General features: G+C 41.0%; 18 protein-coding genes. 8 read left to right on the forward strand and 10 right to left on the reverse strand.

Features of this window, described 5'->3' with window-relative positions; all coding sequences use genetic code 11:
• Nucleotides 1-28: 28 nt before the first annotated feature.
• The 6 genes from AC6H44_RS01750 to lptD all read right to left on the reverse strand — a co-directional run bounded on the left by AC6H44_RS01750 (nt 29) and on the right by lptD (nt 6672).
• Nucleotides 29-847, reverse strand: coding sequence for a symmetrical bis(5'-nucleosyl)-tetraphosphatase (locus tag AC6H44_RS01750; protein WP_500737112.1), 819 nt, complete (start codon nt 845-847; stop codon nt 29-31).
• 15 nt (nt 848-862) lie between these two features.
• Nucleotides 863-1252, reverse strand: coding sequence for a Co2+/Mg2+ efflux facilitator ApaG/CorD (gene apaG / locus AC6H44_RS01755; RefSeq protein WP_500737113.1), 390 nt, complete (start codon nt 1250-1252; stop codon nt 863-865).
• Nucleotides 1236-2042, reverse strand: coding sequence for a 16S rRNA (adenine(1518)-N(6)/adenine(1519)-N(6))-dimethyltransferase RsmA (gene rsmA / locus AC6H44_RS01760; RefSeq protein ID WP_500737115.1), 807 nt, complete (start codon nt 2040-2042; stop codon nt 1236-1238). Before rsmA ends, apaG begins: the two co-directional genes overlap by 17 nt.
• A complete protein-coding gene (pdxA, locus tag AC6H44_RS01765; RefSeq protein WP_500737116.1) occupies nt 2039-3031 on the reverse strand; it encodes a 4-hydroxythreonine-4-phosphate dehydrogenase PdxA in 993 nt (330 codons plus the stop codon). The genes rsmA and pdxA overlap by 4 nt, the downstream gene beginning before the upstream one ends.
• A 2-nt stretch (nt 3032-3033) precedes the next feature.
• Nucleotides 3034-4329 carry a peptidylprolyl isomerase SurA gene (surA, locus tag AC6H44_RS01770; RefSeq protein ID WP_500737117.1) on the reverse strand — a complete coding sequence of 432 codons (1296 nt, stop codon included), beginning with the start codon at nt 4327-4329 and terminating at the stop codon, nt 3034-3036.
• A 96-nt stretch (nt 4330-4425) separates the two neighbouring features.
• Nucleotides 4426-6672, reverse strand: coding sequence for an LPS assembly protein LptD (gene lptD / locus AC6H44_RS01775; RefSeq protein WP_500737118.1), 2247 nt, complete (start codon nt 6670-6672; stop codon nt 4426-4428).
• Between the two features lie 94 nt (nt 6673-6766).
• On the opposite strand from lptD, the gene AC6H44_RS01780 reads away from it, so the two are divergent.
• From AC6H44_RS01780 to djlA, 3 genes are read left to right on the forward strand one after another with little or no spacing between them, the layout of a single operon-like run.
• Nucleotides 6767-7768, forward strand: a complete 1002-nt coding sequence (locus AC6H44_RS01780) for an aminoglycoside phosphotransferase family protein (RefSeq protein WP_500737119.1) — start codon at nt 6767-6769, stop codon at nt 7766-7768.
• Nucleotides 7765-8421 (forward strand): N-acetylmuramate alpha-1-phosphate uridylyltransferase MurU, encoded by a 657-nt coding sequence (gene murU, locus AC6H44_RS01785; RefSeq protein ID WP_500737121.1) that lies wholly within the window; start codon nt 7765-7767, stop codon nt 8419-8421. The genes AC6H44_RS01780 and murU overlap by 4 nt, the downstream gene beginning before the upstream one ends.
• Nucleotides 8422-8453: 32 nt before the next feature.
• On the forward strand, nt 8454-9311 hold the full coding sequence (gene djlA, locus AC6H44_RS01790) for a co-chaperone DjlA (RefSeq protein ID WP_500737123.1): 858 nt from the start codon (nt 8454-8456) through the stop codon (nt 9309-9311).
• On the opposite strand, the gene AC6H44_RS01795 is transcribed toward djlA, so the two are convergent.
• Both AC6H44_RS01795 and rluA read right to left on the reverse strand, forming a co-directional pair.
• Nucleotides 9294-10187, reverse strand: a complete 894-nt coding sequence (locus AC6H44_RS01795) for a DUF3530 family protein (protein WP_500737125.1) — start codon at nt 10185-10187, stop codon at nt 9294-9296. The genes djlA and AC6H44_RS01795 overlap by 18 nt on opposite strands.
• A gap of 73 nt (nt 10188-10260) precedes the next feature.
• Entirely contained in the window at nt 10261-10914 is a 654-nt protein-coding gene (gene rluA / locus AC6H44_RS01800; protein WP_500737126.1) for a bifunctional tRNA pseudouridine(32) synthase/23S rRNA pseudouridine(746) synthase RluA, read from the reverse strand.
• A 136-nt stretch (nt 10915-11050) separates the two neighbouring features.
• Here rluA and AC6H44_RS01805 point away from each other — a divergent pair, with 136 nt between their 5' ends.
• Both AC6H44_RS01805 and AC6H44_RS01810 read left to right on the forward strand, forming a co-directional pair.
• Nucleotides 11051-11278: a ribbon-helix-helix domain-containing protein gene (locus AC6H44_RS01805; RefSeq protein WP_033103989.1), complete on the forward strand. Its 228-nt coding sequence runs from the start codon at nt 11051-11053 to the stop codon at nt 11276-11278.
• Nucleotides 11278-11565, forward strand: a complete 288-nt coding sequence (locus tag AC6H44_RS01810; protein ID WP_500737128.1) for a type II toxin-antitoxin system RelE/ParE family toxin — start codon at nt 11278-11280, stop codon at nt 11563-11565. The genes AC6H44_RS01805 and AC6H44_RS01810 overlap by 1 nt, the downstream gene beginning before the upstream one ends.
• Nucleotides 11566-11774: 209 nt before the next feature.
• Here the strand turns inward: AC6H44_RS01810 and rapA are convergent, their stop codons facing one another.
• Nucleotides 11775-14669, reverse strand: coding sequence for an RNA polymerase-associated protein RapA (gene rapA, locus AC6H44_RS01815; RefSeq protein ID WP_500737129.1), 2895 nt, complete (start codon nt 14667-14669; stop codon nt 11775-11777).
• 289 nt (nt 14670-14958) lie between these two features.
• On the opposite strand from rapA, the gene AC6H44_RS01820 reads away from it, so the two are divergent.
• Complete coding sequence (locus tag AC6H44_RS01820; RefSeq protein ID WP_500737130.1) at nt 14959-16350, forward strand: PhoH family protein; 1392 nt, start codon at nt 14959-14961, stop codon at nt 16348-16350.
• 115 nt (nt 16351-16465) lie between these two features.
• Here the strand turns inward: AC6H44_RS01820 and AC6H44_RS01825 are convergent, their stop codons facing one another.
• Complete coding sequence (locus AC6H44_RS01825) at nt 16466-17410, reverse strand: D-2-hydroxyacid dehydrogenase (RefSeq protein ID WP_500737131.1); 945 nt, start codon at nt 17408-17410, stop codon at nt 16466-16468.
• Nucleotides 17411-17512: 102 nt separating this feature from the next.
• Here AC6H44_RS01825 and zntR point away from each other — a divergent pair, with 102 nt between their 5' ends.
• Nucleotides 17513-17863: a Zn(2+)-responsive transcriptional regulator gene (zntR, locus tag AC6H44_RS01830; RefSeq protein ID WP_500737132.1), complete on the forward strand. Its 351-nt coding sequence runs from the start codon at nt 17513-17515 to the stop codon at nt 17861-17863.
• A gap of 46 nt (nt 17864-17909) precedes the next feature.
• On the forward strand, nt 17910-19040 hold the full coding sequence (locus AC6H44_RS01835; RefSeq protein ID WP_500737134.1) for an SO_0444 family Cu/Zn efflux transporter: 1131 nt from the start codon (nt 17910-17912) through the stop codon (nt 19038-19040).
• Nucleotides 19041-19147: the final 107 nt, after the last annotated feature.

Here is a 19147-nt window from a genome sequence, read left to right on the forward strand (position 1 = left end):
CTTAACAGATGTATTGAATTTTTTCAGTTTATTTAGACAAAAGTTGTGATTTTTGTGAGAATTTTTGTTTTTTCTGCAGTTCAATTAAAGTCATTGACCCACCCCATACGCAGCCAGTATCCAAGGCATAAAGGTGTTTGTAGGGCGTTTTGCCTTCAAGAGCAGCCCAATGCCCGAAGATCAGCGCATGCTTCGTGTTAACAATTTTTGGATGAGCAAACCAAGGAATAAGAGATGACGAATTTGTTGTTGCTTCTTTTGCATTAAAATTGAGCAAATTATCAGGTGTAATGAAGCGCATACGGGTAAAGTAGTTAACAATATAACGAAATTTAGCGGCGTCATTAAGTTGCTCACTCCATTTTAAGGGGTGAGCTTGGTACATGTGTTTAAAAAAGAATTGAGCGTTGTCAGCACGGTAGCACTGCTGTGCAAATTTGGCCTGTTCAATAGCCTGCGTACATGACCAATCAGGGTTAAGCCCTGCATGAGAGATAAAACAATGATATTGTTCTAAATAAAGTGCTAAAGGCTGCGTTTGCAAATACGCGATGTAGTGGGGGAGCTTGCTACTGCTAAACAGTGTAGCTAGTTTGTCTTTGGGGTTAGGGGCTACTTTATTTAAATAGCAGGCAATCATATGTAAATCATGATTGCCTAAAGTGACACTTATGCTGTCTTGATGTTGATAAATATAATCAAGGCAGGCTTTGGAGTCTGGGCCACGAGCCACAATGTCACCAACCAAGTAAAGATGATCTTTGCTAGGGTTAAAGTTGACTTGCTTTAATAATAAATTAAATTCGTTAAAGCAGCCTTGTAAATCACCTATTGCATAGTCGGCCATCGTTAATTGTATTTATCAGTGTAAAATATTAGGGCAGGCTAAACGAAACACGTTTATAGGCGCTTCAAACTCAGCACCAAATTCGTTGCGTAAGGTGTAATAACCCTGCATGGTGCCTACCGGTGTATCTATTATTGCTCCGCTGGTATAGCGGTAGCTTTCGCCGGGGGCAATATTAGGCGTTTCACCCACCACCCCTTCGCCTTGCACTTCAACTTCTTTGCCATTGGCATCAGTGATCAACCAATAGCGTCTTAACAGTTTTGCACTGCATAAGCTGTGATTTTTTATAGTAACGGAGTAAGCAAACACAAACTTATTTAGTTCAGGTTGCGACTGCTCTTGTACATAAAATGTTTCTACAGATACCTTTACAGGTGATCCTATATTACTGCTTGTTGTCATAAATCCAGTTAGCTATATCAATAAATTGTTGTAACGATAGGCTCTCAGCACGCAAAGTAATATCAATGCCAATGCTAGTTAACTCTTCAGCGGTTAACAGGTTGCCTAGGCTATTGCGTAATGTTTTACGGCGTTGATTAAACGCTTCTAAACAAACGGTGTTTAATATTTTAACGCTTTTAGCGGTGCGTTGCTGTGCTTTTTTAGGGATTAAGCGAATAACCGCAGAATCGACTTTAGGCGCCGGTTTAAAACACTCAGGCGGTACTTCTACCACAGGCATTGCATTACAATAATACTGAGTCATCACACTCAAACGACCAAAGGTTTTACTACCTGGGCCTGCTACCATGCGTTTTACCACTTCTTTTTGCAGCATAAAGTGCATGTGCTCAATATGATCAGCAAATTCAAAAAGGTGGAACAATAAAGGGGTTGAAATGTTGTACGGTAGGTTGCCGAATACTTTTAACTTTTTGTCATCTTTAACTAGGCTTGCAAAATCAAACTTCATTGCATCGCCTTGGTTTACGGTTAATTTTGGCCCTAAAAATGGGTGTTCAATTAAACGCTGGGCTAAATCTTTATCTAACTCTACAACGGTTAAGTGGCCGCTTAAATCAACAACAGGCTCGGTAATAGCGCCTAAGCCTGGGCCAATTTCTACTAAATTATCTTGCGGCTGGGGATCGATAGCGCTAACGATTTTGTCGATGATTGACTCATCGAATAAAAAGTTTTGGCCAAAACGTTTACGGGCGCGGTGTCCTAAGTGTACTTTATCGGTCATTGATTCTGTGCTTTTTCATGGGCGAGCTTAATTGCTTCGCGGATCGCTAATTCAAAACTGCCAACATCAGCGTCGCCTGTACCGGCTAAATCGAGCGCAGTACCGTGGTCAACTGAGGTGCGAATAAATGGCAGCCCCAGTGTTATGTTCACTGACTTACCAAATCCTTTGTATTTTAACACAGGTAATCCCTGATCGTGATACATAGCCAGCACTGCATCGGCTTCATTTAGGTATTTATCTTGGAATAATGTATCGGCTGGTAAAGGGCCAATTAGGTTCATTCCCTCTGCCCTTAATATTTCAAGCGTTGGGGTTATGGTGTCTATTTCTTCTCGACCTAAGTGACCGTCTTCTCCGGCGTGGGGGTTTAATCCACACACTAAGATTCTCGGTTGCTCAATACCAAACTTGGTTTTTAGGTCATGATTTAGAATGCTAGCCACTTTAATGAGTCGCTCCTGTGTAATAGCACGAGCAACATAGGCAAGCGGAATATGCGTTGTTACCAAAGCTACGCGCAATCCTTCAGTAGCTAACAACATAACCACATCGGCTGTGCCTGACTGCTGAGCAAAATACTCAGTATGGCCACTAAAAGAAATACCAGCTTGGTTAATAATCCCCTTATGCACAGGGCCTGTAACTACGGCATCAAACGTGCCATCCATATTCTTTTCGCTAGCAATGCGTAATGTATCTAAAACATACTGGCCATTGGCGTCATTAAGCACCCCCATTTCAACAGGGGCGGCTAAATCAATTTGTTTAATGTATAAACTGCCAGCAGCGGTTGGCGTGGCTTTAGCGTGTTCATTAAATTCAATTAACTTAATACTTAGGCCTAAATGTTTAGCTCGCTGCTTTAATAGCGACGCGTCAGCAATGGCAACAAGTTGTGCATCCCAACTATGCTGTGCCAATTTGAGTAGCAAGTCTGGACCAATGCCAGCGGGCTCACCAGGGGTAACCGCAATTCTTAAGGTCATAATTATTCGTCTATTGGGAAAATTTCAACATGGGCTTGTTCGCGCATTTCTTGCTGCCAGTTAAAGCTTTCTTCTTTAAATTTACGATTAAACAACATGCCATGTGCGCGGTTGCGTTTAGCTTGCTCGGTTTTATCTGCAATACGTTTGTCTAATAATTGCACTATGTGCCAGCCAAACTGACTTCTAAATGGGTCACTGATCTCGTTTTGCTCAAGTGATAGCAATGTATCTCTAAACGCGGGAACGTAAGTTGTTGGATCGGTCCAGTCATATTCACCGCCTTTAAGCGCCGAGCCTGGGTCTTGTGAATGCGCTTTAGCAAGTTCTGCAAAGTCGGCATCGCCTGCGCGTAAGTCTTTAACAAAGCCAGCTAACATAGTGCGCGCTTTTTCTTCGCTTAAAATAATTGAAGGCTTAATAAGGATGTGACGAGATTTAACTTCAGTGGTTTCTACTACTTGGCGACCACGTACATCTTGTACTTTAATGATGTGAAAGCCTGCACCAGAGCGAAGAGGGCCAATAATTGAATCCTTTTTCTTGCCCTTTACAGCCTCAGCGAATAGCGAGGGCATTTCGTTAATACCCATCCAACCTAACTGGCCGCCTTCTAGGGCTTTTGACCCGCTTGATGATGAAATAGCAATACGCTTAAATTCTTGGCCATCTTGCAATAGCTCAATCACTTTATCCGCTCGCGTTTTTGCAGAGCTAACATCTTCTGCACTTGCCCCACTTGGAATATCAATAAGGATGTGGCCAATATCATACTCTTCTGCATTTTGACCTTGGCTATCCATAATTTTTAGTAAGTTGTCAACTTCTTGGTCACTTACATAAATACGGCGGTCTACGTTGGCACGAGTAACCTGTTGAGTGGTGATCTCTTTACGAATTTCTTCACGGTAGGCTTGAAAGCTTTCACCTGAGGCTTCAATAGTACGGCGTAAATCAGCGATAGTGCCGCCTTGCTCTTTTGCCATGTTGGCGAGCGTTTGGTCAAGTTGACTATCTGAAATTTCTAACCCCATGCGTTCAGCCATTTGCATCATTAAGGTTTGATTTACTAAACGTTCGATTGCTTGAACACGCAAGGTCTCGTCTTTTGGCAACTGCTGATCTTGCTCTTGTGCTTGTTTTTTTACACGTTCAACAATAGTGGCAACTTCACTTTTTAAAATAACGCCTTGGTTTACAATACCAATTACTTTATCTATTTCGACTGGGGCGGCAAATACACTTTGGCATAAGCTGAACGTTAAAACTGCTGATGTTAATAATTTTTTTAAATTCATATTCTTTTTACTACTCTTACTAATAGTACTGTTGTAATGCTAAATGCGTCTAAATTGGTATAGTTATTTGTAAATTTTTACTATAAAAAAAGCGCTTTAGTCATTAAGAAAATACGGCCTACGATAACCAAAAATACCTTGTTGTAATAGTTTTTGAGCATCATAACGACCTTTGCTACCAAGACCTTTTAATACAAAATTTAAACGAATACTTGAATCAAAAGTGGCTTGGGGTTGCCCAATTGACTGATTTAAATCAGTTTCAATTTGGCGATGACCGGTAATTTGGAACGCCCAACAGCACGATTCGTACTGTAATCCACTAAATGCTTCAATACTTCGGTTATTATCAAGATCTCGATGGTAACTTGCAATAAATTGCCATTCATCACTGATAGGGATACTAGTAAATAAACCGGCTTGTTCGATTGTATTTCCTGAGACATCATTTGCATAGCGATGGTTCAATTGCACTAGTTGATTATCGTCACCTTTATAGTCTAAGGTTAAATTTGACTGAATAATTTGTTTGCCATCTGTGTCGTACTGAATACCACCGGATAAATACCAGCGGCGATGCCAATGTAACATGGTTTGCGCTGCAAACAAGGCATTGTAGTTACTGTTGCTGTTTGGTCCTTGCTCTGTGGGTTTAGCCGAGTCATTTAAATAAAAGATTTGCCCCGCGCTGAAGTTAAATACTTCCTCATTTTTATTATCAAATAAACGGGTTGTAGCCCCAAGGGTAAATTGATTTGCGGCAGCAATTCGGTCAACACTTGAAAAACGCGTATCTCTAAACAACCCAAAAAAGTCATCTTGTAACTTTGTGGTGTCAAATAAACCAATGTCAGATTGGTCTTTGTTAGGGGTGTATAAATACTGAATTTGTGGCTCTAAGGTTTGAATACCGTCAGCGATAAATAGTGAAGTGTCACGCTCAAAATTAAGTTGAGAATATAAACGCACCTTAGGCAGTGTTCGCGAAACATTTTCACTGTACTGAGTTCCTTGTAAATCACCGTCTTGTTTATAGTTGGTTTGCAATAAACTCACTTCAGATAAAAATGACCACGCATACTCCTTGTGATCAAATTGCACTTTAGGTTCTATATGTACACGAGTCGCTTGATCAATAACCGCTGAGCTGTTAGTAAAATGACTGACTTCGCCTGAAACACTAAAATCAAAATAATTAACTTTCCACGGTGTGGTTTGCGTAAAGCTAATTTGTGGTAATGCAGTGTATGATTCTAAGTGATCGCCCAGCACTTCAAAGTTTTGTATTTTTATGTCAGTACGCCACATCTCGCCCATGTGAGTAAGTGAACCAGTGCGATAAAGCTGAGTATCGGTTTTGCTTGCATAGGCTGAGTTTAAATCAGTGAGGTAGTTGTCATCACTGACATTGGTAATATCAACACTGGCACGCCAGTTTTCACCCACATAACTTTTTTGCTGCCAATGAAACAAAAAACGCTGGTCAAGCTCAGGCTCAGAATCGTCTTTATTTAAATACTCTATAGCGACCAAACCTTGGTGCTGTTGTGTTAAATACCTAAATTCAGTTTGTAGCTGCAAGCCTTTGCGCGACATATAACGAGGTGTAATTGTGGCATCGTAATTTGGCGCAATATTCCAATAATAAGGCGTAATGGTTTCTAACCCATAGCGATCGGAGCTTGAAAAGCTAGGCGTTAACAAGCCTGATTTGCGTCGTTCATCGAGTGGGAAAGTAAAATAGGGTAGATAGAGTACCGGCGTATCTAAAATACGTAATATGGCATTATACGTTTCACCCCAACCCTCTTCACGGGACAGATTAATTTCATCGGCTTCAATCGCCCAGACAGGCGTTTCACCAGGGCAGGCGGTAAAGCTTGCATTCATCAGCATTAAGCCAGACTTATCAATGGTGAGTTTTTCTGCGCCGCCTTTGCCTTGCTGTTGTGTTAGGCTATATTGTGCGCCTAACAAGCTAAATGTTGAGTTGTTTAAATCTGCATTTAAGCCTGCGCTTTGAACTTTGCTCACATAATCGCGATAGATAATTGGGCCGGTGGCATTGAGTAGCCCGCGTTGTTTATCAATCAATGCTGATTGTGCGGACAAACTCATGTTAACGGTGTTAATATCTACATTGCCAGTAAATTCAGCGCTTTGTGTGCCTAAAAGTTCAACATCGTCAGCGCTGATATCAACCGTTCCAAGCGTAAGGCCTGCAAGCGGTTGCCAAGCTCTGGTTTGCATTGAAGTGCCACAAAGATTGTGTGTCAGTTCAGTTTCGGCAAACGATGGTGCGCTCAGTACGCTTAGCATCAAAATGCCCCAGGTTTTGCTCATTTATTGACCTTTATGCTCTGTAATTAGTTATAAGCTATATATAATAAAGGAAAACAAAGGCAAAGTAATTAGTGAAAAATAGATAGCTTATAAAATGACACGCTTTGAGAGACTACAACAGTTTATTTATACCCACTTTAGTGAGCAATTTTGTACACTTAATGCAATAACCGCTGACGCTAGTTTTCGCCGTTATTACCGGTTAAGTACTGAAAATAGTGATTTTATAGTCATGGATTCAGATCCCAAAAAAGTTAACAATGTTTCTTATATTGCATTAAACAAAGTGTTTTCTGAGCAGGGTTTTTTGTTGCCACGTATTATTTATAGTAACGAGCAGCAGGGCTTTTTTATTTTAAGTGATTTGGGCAGCACCCATTTAGCCGACTTACTTGAGGAGGCTAATCGCAGCGATTATTATCAGCAGCTGATTAGTGTAAGCGCGCAATGGGCAAAAACACCGGGTTCGCCAGCAATGGCTGCTTATGACCGTGACTTTATTGCATTAGAGCTGGATATTTTTAAAAATTGGCTGGTTAATGACTTTATTAGCGCAGAACTCAGTGATGAGCAGCAAAACATTTGGCAAACAAGTACCGCGCTGCTAATAAATACACTGCTTGAGCAACCCAAAGTTACTATGCACCGTGATTACCATAGCCGTAATATTATGCGCTGCGGCCAACAATGGGCGATTATTGATTATCAAGATTCGGTACAAGGCCCTTTATGCTACGACTTAGTGTCACTCTTGCGAGACTGTTATTTTAAATTACCTGAGCATGAACTTGCAAAGTTACTTGAGTTTGGTTATCACGAATTTAAGCGCCAAGGTTTAGTTACTCATCAGTCATTTGTACAATTTAAATATTGGTTTGATTTAACCGGCTTACAGCGTCATTTAAAAGCTGCCGGTATTTTTTGTCGCCTGTATCTTCGAGATGGTAAAAAAGGGTACTTAGCAAATATTCTCCCGACACTTGAATACGTAATAGAGGTGGCGGCACAATACCCTGAGCTTAGCGACTTATCGGCTTGGATAAAAACTAGCGTGGTGCAAAAGGTGCAACAGCGGTTAAAGCAGGAGCAACGATGAAAGCCATGATTTTAGCCGCCGGACGTGGCAAACGTATGATGCCGCTCACCGCACAGTTGCCAAAACCTATGTTATGCGTGGCAGGTAAACCGCTTATTGAGCATCATATTATGCGCCTAAAAGCAGCAGGCATTATTGAAATTGTGATAAACCTTGCGTGGCATGGAGATAAAATAAAGAGCTATTTTGCTGATGGCAGTGCATGGGGCGTTAATATAACGTATAGCCAAGAAGAGTCAGGCGGGCTTGAAACCGCTGGTGGTATTATTCAAGCACTGGCGTTATTAGGGGAGTCATTTATTGTTATTAATGGTGATGTTTACAGTGACTACGATGTCAGTGCATTAATGCAGCTGCATTTACAGCCAAAAGAAGCACACATCGTATTAGTTGAAAACCCTGCACATAATCCCGAGGGCGATTTTTCATTAAGCCACTTTCTAACAGGTGATCAGCGATATACTTTTTCAGGGATAGGCCGCTATCAAGCTGATTTTTTTGAGGGGCTAGCTCCAGGCATTCGTCTGTTAGGGCCTTTGTTACGTGAAAAATTAAATGAACATTTAGTCTCCACCGAGCTCTATATTGGCCAATGGGACGATGTAGGTACGCCAGAGCGTTTATCGGCTCTTAACCAACAATTAGCATCATAAGCTAAATATAAAACATAGAGGTAAGTTTTAAAATGTGGGGAAAAATTCTCGGTTTCTGTTTTGGTTTTATGTTTGGCAAAATATTTGGTGCCATTTTAGGCTTATACCTAGGGCATATGTTTGATAAAAGCCTCAAAAAAGACTTTGATAAAGCGGGGGGCTTTTCTAACTTATTTAAGGGTGATGATGTTAACGAGCGCCAAGCACTGTTTTTTTCCAGTTGCTTTGCGGTGATGGGGCATATTGCTAAATCGAATGGCCGTGTTAATGAAACCCACATTAAAGCGGCGACGTTGTTTATGGATGAAATGGGCTTAAAAGGCGACGAACGCCGTGAAGCACAACACGCGTTTCAATCGGGTAAAGACAGCGACTTTTCACTCAAAGACACGGTTTATGATTTTAAAGAACGCTTTGCTAAACGTTATGATTTATTGCAACTTTTTTTAGAAATTCAAATTCAGATGGCGTTTTCTGATGGGGTACTTGCCACACAAGAAAAGCAATTATTACAAGAGGTAAGCAAACAGCTGGGCGTATCTAAAGCGCATTTTGCTTTTGTACTAAAACGTTATCAAGCAGAGTTTAATTTTAGGCAGCAACAACAACGCTATAAACAGCAACAAAGCCAAAGCAGCAGTTATCGCGAAGGCTCAGGGCACCGTGTACCGCCAAGTAATGACATGAACCGCTCACAAGCATTAGCGCTACTTGGTTTAGATAAACAAGCATCGCAACGAGATATCAAAGTGGCGTATCGTAAACTTATGTCGCAGCACCATCCTGATAAACTGGTATCGCAAGGTTTACCTAAACATATGATGGAAGTCGCTGTTAAAAAAAGCCAAGATATTCAAGCGGCTTACGAGTATTTAAAAAAGGCGGCGTAAGAAGCCGTCGATCTCTTTGCTTAAACGAGCATGTTGCGAAGGCGCATCGCGTAAACCAAATAACTGACGCTGGCGATAGTCAAATTTAGCGTTGCGGTTAACCCAACGCTGACGATTTTTAAGATTCATTAAAATATCATTATGATCGCCTGAAAAATAAATATCCAATAATGCGGGTGTCACCAAAGAGGTGGTTTGGCTTAAGCGTGCATTACGTTTTGTATTGGGTAAAAAGCTACTTAAACTAATAAAAGCGTTAATTTGTAAATCTGAAAAATCAGCATAATATTCCATTAATACCCCAGCACTTGTCCCCTGAGCAATCACAACAATATCGCTAGAAACAGCACTTGCTTGCTGATAAAGCGCCTCATAGCGAGAAATTAAATTCGTTTTGTAGTTATCTAACACTTCAATATCGACCTGCTCAATGTAATCAACATAGTGAGGGGGCTCGGTTGCGGTGTTATCTGTTAAAGCGGGTTCATTGGCTTGTTGTTCATTATCATTAACTGTTTGCCAGTTAATATCGGGCACGGTCATCGCATAGGTGGTGAAACCATGAGTGTTTAGCTCTTTACGTAAAAAATTCATCCCGGCATTGTTGGTAGGGGTTGATTGCCAATCGGGGATGAGGATCACTACCCCTCTAAAATCGGCGCTCATGTATTCACGATACAAGGTTAAAAATGCGGTCTCGCCAAGCTCAACGGTTTTAATTTCATCCCCTGGCGCTAAGCGTTTAATATCTTTTTCAATGATGGTTGAGTATGGCATTGGCGAAATATGCTCAACGGCACCCGTTTGCCAATGCATTAACAAGCACCCAGCGAATAACGCCAAGAGTGACTTTTTTATAAATTGCGCAACAACCATAATCAACCTAAATAATAAACAGTAGTTAAGTATCGGCGCAGAGTTATAAAAGTTTAGCTATTTGCAGGTTTATTTAAAATTCGGGCTGCACTTCAAATGTTAAAACTTGCTCTGTAACAGGGTGTTTTAGTTGCAGCATTTGTGCATGAAGCTGTAATCGAGGAGCCGCTGCGAGCGCGTCTTTATGGGCATATAAACGATCGCCCAAAATAGGGTGGCCTAAACTTAACATATGCACGCGTAATTGGTGTGAGCGCCCAGTAATGGGAGTCAGCTCTACGCGGGTTGCATCCGCTTCGTGCTCCAGCACTTTAAAGTGGGTAAGTGAAGGTTTACCGTTGTCGTGATCAACCATTTGCTTAGGGCGATTTGGCCAATCACAAATAAGGGGTAAGTCAACTGAGCCTATTTCAGTTTCAAGCTGCCCATAAACTCGGGCAATATAGCGTTTTGCAGTTTCACGCTCTTGAAACTGCATGCTTAAATGCCGATGCGCGGCTTTATTCATTGCTAAGCACAGTATGCCAGAGGTGGCCATATCTAAACGGTGAACAATTTTAGCACTAGGAAAAACACGGTTCACACGATTAATTAAGCTATCGGCGTGTTTTGGGTCTTTACCGGGGACGGTGAGTAACTCGCTAGGCTTATTTATAATAAGTAAATCATCGTCTTGAAACAGTATAGTTAAATACGGACTCATAGGGGGATTGTAATTAACTAACACGGCAGACCTCAGTGATTTTGAAGTGCGCTATTTTAGTGGAGTGAACGCAAAGGCTCAAGGGAAAAGGTAAAAGTTTAATTGCATATTTTTTAATCTGGTGTAAAATTGCACCAGATTAACATTTTGGAAATTTATTGTGGCAAGACAAAGTATTTCACTTACTGAACAAAATGATTTATGGCTACGTAATCACGTTGAGAACATCGGTGATTACGCAAATAAAAGTGAATTGGTAAATGATTTAATTCGCCGTGCAAGAAGGGCTGAAGCTATAAATAGTAAGCTTGCTAACGCAGAAAAGAGCGGTTTTAGTGCTCAATCTGCCGATGAAATGTTAGCAGAATTTAAAGCAAGCATTAAGTAGTGCGCACATTTAAACTTTCAAACGATGCCAAAGAAGACTTACGTCGTATTTATCAATATGGTTGCAAAGCATTTTCACAACAGCAAGCAGATATTTACTTTTACAGTTTCTTTTCTATGTTTGAAAAGCTAGCTGCCAATCCTTATTGCTACCAATCAGTTGATCATATTCGTACAGGTTATTGGCGTGCCGTTTGTGGCTCAGACAGTATTTATTACAGAATTTCAGCAACGGATGTTGAAATAATGGCTATTTTAGGCGGTCAAGATACTGATGAATGGCATTGATTTATAAATATTTTTTGAATGTTAAATTATATAACAACTCGCTTATAGCGAAGTGGCGTTTTTGACATGTCTAGATGAAAAAAGCGCGATATAAATACCGCGCTTTCTTTCAATACACCCACGTTAGTAATCTTTAACTGACAACTGACAACTGACAACTGACAACTGACAACTGACAACTGACAACTGACAACTGACAACTAGATTCCTTAGTGCGAAACCACTATCAAACGAATGGCATCGAGTTTTAACTGCGCTTTTTCAATATGTGCGGTTAGCTCATTGCGTTGTTTATCGTAAAAGGTAATTTCTTCTTGGCGAATGTTTGGGTTAATTTGCTTCAGTGCAACTAATCGCTGTTGCTCTTCATTTAGCGATGTTTGCATTTTGGCTAATGCTTCAGCACGAATAACATCCAACTTTTGCTGCGCCATATCTTTTGCGGTGTCGATCATCGGGTGTACCGCACTTTGTAATGCACCCGCTAATTTACTCGCTGTTTGACGACCTACCGCAGAAAGTTGCTGATTAAAACCATCAAAGCCAACGTTTTCACCTAAGTTATTGCAGCTCTTATCGAGTAATATACGAATTGGGGTAGGCGGTAAAAAGCGGCCCACTTGCAGTACTTTTGGTGCCATGGCTTCGGCAACAAATATCAACTCAACAAAAAAGGTGCCAGGTGGTAACTTTTTGTTTTTAAGTAACGCCACTGACGCACTGCCAAAGTCATCATCGCAAATCATATCCATAGTGCCTTGCACCATAGGGTGATCCCAACTAATAAAGTGCACATCTTCTTGCGAAAGCGCAGTATCACGGTCAAACGTCACCGTCATGCCATCTTCTTTTAACGCAGGAAATGAGGCATTTAACATATGCTCAGTGGGTTTTAAAATAATAGTGTTTTCACCTTTATCTTCTTGGCTTACGCCAAAGGTGTCAAACACATTAATCATGTAACTTGGCAATTCAAACCGATTATCCAGCTTTTCAATCTCATCCACGAGCGAATCAGCAGCGCCTTGCCCTGATGAATGCAACTCTAATAAGCGATCGCGTCCACTTTCCATTTGTTTACGTAATACCGCATTTTTCTGTGCAACTTGTTCAAGTAATGGATCTAGCTCATCTTCGTCACAATTATGCGCTGCAATATATTCAAGTAAATCTTCACTAAACTCTTTGTACAGTAACTGCCCTGTAGTTGAAGTGCTTTCAAACGCATCTAGCCCTTCGTTGTACCAACGCAGTAGCACTTCTTGTGCAGTGTTTTCAAAATAAGGCACATGAATATTAACGTCTTGTGTTTGTCCAATGCGGTCTAATCGGCCAATACGTTGTTCAAGTAAATCTGGGTTTAGGGGTAAATCAAATAACACTAAGTGATGCGAGAACTGGAAGTTACGCCCTTCTGAACCAATTTCAGAGCACAGCAGTATTTGTGCGTTATCGTATTCATCGGCAAAAAATGCGGCAGCACGGTCACGTTCAATAATCGACATGCCCTCGTGGAATACCGACGCTTTAATTGCTTCGCGTTCACGTAATATTTGCTCTAGGCTAATGGCTGTTTCGGCTTTAGCACAAATAAGCAGTACTTTTTCACGTTTGAGCGTTTTTAGCGTGTCAATTAACCAATCTACGCGGGGGTCAAATAAACCCCAGCTGGCGCTTTGGCCTTCAAATTCTTGAAATATTTTTTCAGGGAACAGGGCACGTTGAGCACTGAGCTCTGCATTTTGAATGCCGCTCATATTACCGAGTACGGTCATTGCTGTTTTATATTGCTTAGGTAAAGCCATAGGGTAGGCATGTAACTTACGACTTGGGTAGCCATCAATACCGCTGCGGCTATTTCTAAATAATATACGCCCAGTACCGTGACGATCCAATAACATATTTAAAATTTCTTTACGTGCAGCAAGGTCGCCTTGCTGTGCTTTTTCAAGAATATCGGTGATATCGGTTTCTTTTAATAGCTCAATCAATGTGGCTTTGGCGCTGTCATCCAATGCTTGCTCTTGCAGTAATTGATTAGCGGCCTGTGCAACGTCTTTGTAATTTGCTTCTTCTTCTTTAAACACATCGTAGTCGTAAAAACGGTCTGGATCGAGTAACTGTAAGCGCGCAAAATGGCTACGATGACCAAGCTGATCAGGCGTTGCTGTTAATAAAATGAGCCCTGGAATATCTTGGCTTAGCTCTGCCATGCGCTGGTATTCCGCACTGGGTTTGTTGTTGTTAATACTTAGGTGATGGGCTTCATCAATAACCAGTAAATCCCAGTCGGCTAACGTTGCTTGTTCAAACCAACGTTTTTTCTTAGTTAAAAATTCAAGGCTGGTAAGTACTAGTTGCTCGGTATCAAATACATTTGGCGAATCAGCAAAGGCTTCGTCACAGCGCTCTTCATCAAAAATAGAAAAGTGTAAATTAAAACGGCGTAGCATTTCTACTAACCATTGGTGCTGTAAGTTTTCAGGTACAATAATGAGCACACGGCTGGCGCGGCCAGTAATAATTTGTTGATGTAAAATCATCCCAGCTTCAATGGTTTTACCTAAACCTACTTCATCAGAGAGTAATACACGCGGCGCAAAACGTTTACCCACTTCTTGGGCAATATATAGCTGATGCGGAATAAGGTTAGCGCGTTGACCAATTAAACCTTTAATGGGTGATTGTTGGCGTTCAAATTGGTGTAACCAAGTTTGGTAGCGCAAAGTGTACCGATCAAAGCGGTCTACTTGACCTGCAAATAAACGGTCTTGTGGTTTATTAAATTTTATAAAATGATCTAAAAAGGTTTCTTTTAATTGTACTTTTTCACCGTTATCAATACGTTCACCGTGATAACACAGTAATTCGCCTTGCACTTCAATAGATTCAACCTGTAGTTCCCATTCTTCAACGCTTTTGATCACATCACCAGGATTAAATGCTACACGGGTCACGGGTGCTTCTGCAGAAGAATAAACACGGTTTTCACCACTGGCAGGAAATAAAATACTGACCTGGCGACCATCAATAGCAACAACGGTGCCCAATCCTAAATCTGACTCTGTATCACTGATCCAACGCTGACCTAAGGAAAAATTCATGTATGTCTCGTCTATGAAGAAAAAGGCGGCTATGTTACCTGTTAGATATCACCACTGCAAGGCGCGAGTTGCCTGACTTTTAATTAATTTTATAAGTAATAATTATTCCCACCTGTAAGCGCCTATTGGCGCGCATTTTTAGTAGGAAATTCAAACTAAATGATATTTGTCATAAAACAGACTTTTATGATAAATAGACTAAACTCAAACTATACCTAAGTAGTTAATTATGTTTATTGATTAGTTTATTGGGTATAGCATAAAAATCATAAAACGTAAGGAAAGTATTATGGGAAAAACGTCAAACCTTGATTGTAAAATGTATGTGTTAGATACCAATGTATTGCTTCATGAACCCCTGGCATACTTGTCTTTTCAAGAGCATCAAGTGGTTATTCCCATGACGGTGTTAGAAGAGCTTGATCATATAAAGGACAGAAAGCATGACGTGAGTCGCGACGCTCGGGTCGCAATTCGTGGCCTTGATGGTGTATTAAGCCAAGCAACTCCTGAACAAATGTTACAAGGCGTCGCCTTGCCAAGTAATAAAAAAGTTGGTTTAACCGGGAGTCTAGTTGTAGTAAACGATCATTTATTTGCTGATTCTATTTCTGGTTTACCAGGCAATGAAAATGATCACCGTATCATTAACTGCGCAGTGCATTTACAAAACCAGCACAGTGATAAAAAAGTGATACTGGTGACTAAAGATATTAACATGCGCTTAAAAGCCAAAGGGGCGGGGCTTAAATATGTTGAGGATTATCGTACAGATCAACTCATTGACGATATTGCTTTGCTTACTAGTGGTTACAAAAAGATAGAGGGAGATTTTTGGCAGCATGTTGGTCAGTGCAACACTGAGCAACACGGGCGTGAAACAGTTCATCATATCCCTAAAGATTTAATTCCTGATGTGTTTTGTAATGAATATTTACTTGATGATGGCGATCAGTTTGCTGCGAGAGTTAAATCGTATGATGGTGAGCACATTACCATTAAAGATATTGGTGCAGAGCGACTAATGCATCAAAGCGCTTGGGGAATAAAACCAAAAAATATTTACCAAGCAATGGCGCTCGATGCACTGCTTGATACCTCTATTGAACTTGTTATTTTAACCGGCCCCGCAGGGTGTGGTAAAACCTTACTTGCCTTAGCTTGTGCGCTTGAAATGGTAATAGAAAAAGGCATTTACGACAAAGTCATTGTAACTCGAAACACGCCTGAAATTGCTGAATCGATTGGCTTTTTACCGGGTACCGAGGAAGAAAAAATGGCGCCCTGGTTGGCTGCCATTACCGATACCTTAGAAGTACTGCACAAAGGCGATGAAAACCCAGTTTCGAGTCGCAACTATATTATGGAAAAAGCCAATATCCAGTTTAAGTCGGTGAATTTTATGCGTGGCCGTAGTATTCAAAATGCGGTGGTGATTTTAGATGAAAGTCAAAACTTAACCGCTTCTCAGCTAAAAACCATTATTACCCGTTGCGGAGAAGGCACTAAGCTTATTTGCACCGGTAATTTAGCGCAAATTGACAGTAATTATCTTACCGCTGTTACCTCGGGATTGACCTATATTGTGGAGCGATTTAAGCATTTTGAAGGTGGCGCTACGGTTAATCTTAATGGCGTGGTACGTAGCAGGCTAGCTTCATTTGCGGAGGAAAATTTATAACAAACTATGTTGGCTCATGTTCTCGCGTGAGTTTTGAGCCAACAATAATTAAAAGTGTTTTTTAAAAATAAAATTAAAAAGCCATTTAGTTATTTTGTAACTTACTTTTACAGCATTAAACTAAGCGATTACGCGATGCTTGTTGAGCAAATGCGGCAATGTTTAAACTCACTTCTTTTACTAAACGCACTATAGATTCTGTACTGGCCCACGCTATATGCGGGGTCAGTAATAAGTTATCGCCTGTGTAATTAGCCAGTGGATTGCTTTGCTCAGCAGGCTCTTTGGTCAGTACGTCAACGCCCGCACCAGCAATAATATTGGTTTTTAAGGCGTGTGCTAAATCGGCTTCGTTGATGATCCCACCGCGTGCGGTATTAATAATGAGCGCTGTTGGCTTCATTAACTTTAATTCAGCAAGGGTAATTAAGTCGCGCGTTTCATCATTAAGTGGGCAGTGAATGCTAATAATATCCGCTATTTTTATTGCTGTTTCAAAAGGTGTGCGACCTTCACGACAGGCGGCGCCTTTGCGCTCTGCAATAATTACATGGGCGCCAAATGCCTCTGCAACTTTAGATACGGCATTGCCTAAAGTACCACCGCCAATAATAGCGAACGTTTTACCCTGAATGTCATTAAAGCTGTGATCAAGTCGACAAAACATCTCACTTTTTTGCCATGCGCCTTGTTGGCAATCAGCCTGGTAGCGGTGAGTATTGCCTAATAAATTTGTGATTAGCGAAAAGGTGTGTTGCACAACGGAGGGGGTTGAATAACCTGCAACATTAGTGACTGCAATGCCTAAGTCTTTTGCGGCATTTAAATCAACATTATTGGTGCCTGTAGCGGCAACACAAATGAGCTTTAACTCAGGAAGTTTTGCCAATGTTTCGCGATTTAGTAGTACTTTATTGGCGATCAACACATCAGCGCCTGCACTGTGCGCTAATACTTGTGCTGGGCTGGTTAGTGGGTAGCTGGTGAAATTGCCAAGTGATTGAAAAGGTTCAAGTGATGTACCTGCTAATGTGGCAGTATCGAGAAGAGTAATATTCATGTGCTGTCCTTATTAAATAAAATAATTTTAATGCTTGACCTTGATGTGTACTCTAAGGTTTATAGTTGACATCAGTTGATAATAGACTCATTGGAGACTCAGATGAAAATAGGTCAGTTTGCTAATCAGTTAGGTGTTTCTACCGATACTCTAAGATACTATGAAAAACATAATTTGTTAACGCCATCAAGTCGAACCGGAGCTGGTTATCGCGATTATAGTGAAGCAGCATTAAAGCAAATGGAATTTATTTTACGCGCTAAAAATGTTGGCTTTAGCTTGGCTGAGATCAAAGAGTTGCTGCAAATTAAATTTAAAAAGCATCAGCACTCATGCCATGAAGTCAAAGAGTTAACAATACAAAAGCGTGATCTCGTTGCAGAGCGCATTGCTGAACTAACACGTTTTCATCAATCGCTATCAGTGCTTGCTGATAAATGCTGTGGCGGCTAAGAGCCCGCAGATAACTGTTCAATATTAACCACTTTGGAGGACATCGATGGACTTACTCAATAACTTTTGGCAGTTATTTTTATTATCTGCCCCTTGGTTAATGCTTGGTTTGCTGATTGCTGGGTTATTAAATGTGTATTTACCGGTAAATTTTTTAAATAAGCATTTAGGTAAAGAAGGCTTTTGGACCACAGTGAAAGCCGCTTTAATTGGCGCACCAATGCCGTTGTGTTCATGTGGTGTTATTCCTGCTGCAATTGGCTTAAGACGTGCTGGTGCTTCAAAAAGTGCGACCACTGCGTTTTTAGTGTCGACTCCTGAAACTGGGGTTGATTCGGTGTCAGTATCATATGTGTTATTAGGCCCATTTATGGCGATTATTCGACCTATTGCTGCAATTTGCAGTGCCATTGTTGCAGGTGTATTAGTAGGACGAGATACTGACAAGCAGCAAGCAAAACCAGCGGAGCCTAAAGCAAAAACCAGTTGCTGTGCGTCTAAATCAGTTGAACCTGAAGTTAAAGCGAGTTGTTGTGCACCCAAACCAGTAAAACCTGAAGCTAAAACCAGCTGTTGCGATACACCAAGCGCAACATCACAAAGTTCATGGCAAAAGATGCAACAAGCGATAAGCTTTAGCTGTAATAAACTGTTATCAGATACCATGGTGTGGTTAATGATTGGTTTGTTCTTTGCGGCACTGGTACAAACCTATGTGCCAGAGTCATTTTTAACGCAATGGGGCAGCGGTATTGTTGCCATGTTGGTGGTGATATTGGTAAGTATACCCATGTATATTTGTGCCACCGCATCTACGCCCATTGCCGCTGGCTTATTATTGAGCGGGGTATCTCCGGGGGCGGTGTTAGTGTTTATGCTCGCAGGGCCTGCAACGAATATCGCTACATTGGGTGTTGTGGCAAATGAACTTGGTAAACGTGCTGTGGCCGCTTATTTAACTGGGGTGATTGGTGTGGCGCTAATATTTGGTTTTTTAACTGATTATTTAGTGGCTGAGTTTGGCTTTGTTGTCACCCCATTACTCGGTGAAGAGCATGAAGTACTGCCCCATTGGTTAAGCTTTATTTGCGGCGTTATTTTAATGGCACTTATGCTGCGTTTAGTAGCGAAAGCGTGGCAAGCAAAGCGAAAAATAACTGGTAAGAGCATTGCTTAATCAATTGTTCTATAAGTACTTTTAACAGCGCTTATTAATTTTGAACTAAAAGCAATCGTGTGACTTAGTTCGCATTTTTGTTTGCCTGAGTTATAATCGCCTATAGA

Source organism: Pseudoalteromonas sp. TAP-3C, from assembly GCF_059888565.1.

Bases quoted from the DNA above. Each gene is read 5' to 3' on its own strand.
- AC6H44_RS01750 (WP_500737112.1), bottom strand. From the start codon at position 847: ATGGCCGACTATGCAATAGGTGATTTACAAGGCTGCTTTAACGAATTT.
- apaG (WP_500737113.1), bottom strand. From the start codon at position 1,252: ATGACAACAAGCAGTAATATAGGATCACCTGTAAAGGTATCTGTAGAA.
- rsmA (WP_500737115.1), bottom strand. From the start codon at position 2,042: ATGACCGATAAAGTACACTTAGGACACCGCGCCCGTAAACGTTTTGGC.
- pdxA (WP_500737116.1), bottom strand. From the start codon at position 3,031: ATGACCTTAAGAATTGCGGTTACCCCTGGTGAGCCCGCTGGCATTGGT.
- surA (WP_500737117.1), bottom strand. From the start codon at position 4,329: ATGAATTTAAAAAAATTATTAACATCAGCAGTTTTAACGTTCAGCTTA.
- lptD (WP_500737118.1), bottom strand. From the start codon at position 6,672: ATGAGCAAAACCTGGGGCATTTTGATGCTAAGCGTACTGAGCGCACCA.
- AC6H44_RS01780 (WP_500737119.1), top strand. From the start codon at position 6,767: ATGACACGCTTTGAGAGACTACAACAGTTTATTTATACCCACTTTAGT.
- murU (WP_500737121.1), top strand. From the start codon at position 7,765: ATGAAAGCCATGATTTTAGCCGCCGGACGTGGCAAACGTATGATGCCG.
- djlA (WP_500737123.1), top strand. From the start codon at position 8,454: ATGTGGGGAAAAATTCTCGGTTTCTGTTTTGGTTTTATGTTTGGCAAA.
- AC6H44_RS01795 (WP_500737125.1), bottom strand. From the start codon at position 10,187: ATGGTTGTTGCGCAATTTATAAAAAAGTCACTCTTGGCGTTATTCGCT.
- rapA (WP_500737129.1), bottom strand. From the start codon at position 14,669: ATGAATTTTTCCTTAGGTCAGCGTTGGATCAGTGATACAGAGTCAGAT.
- AC6H44_RS01820 (WP_500737130.1), top strand. From the start codon at position 14,959: ATGGGAAAAACGTCAAACCTTGATTGTAAAATGTATGTGTTAGATACC.
- AC6H44_RS01825 (WP_500737131.1), bottom strand. From the start codon at position 17,410: ATGAATATTACTCTTCTCGATACTGCCACATTAGCAGGTACATCACTT.
- zntR (WP_500737132.1), top strand. From the start codon at position 17,513: ATGAAAATAGGTCAGTTTGCTAATCAGTTAGGTGTTTCTACCGATACT.
- AC6H44_RS01835 (WP_500737134.1), top strand. From the start codon at position 17,910: ATGGACTTACTCAATAACTTTTGGCAGTTATTTTTATTATCTGCCCCT.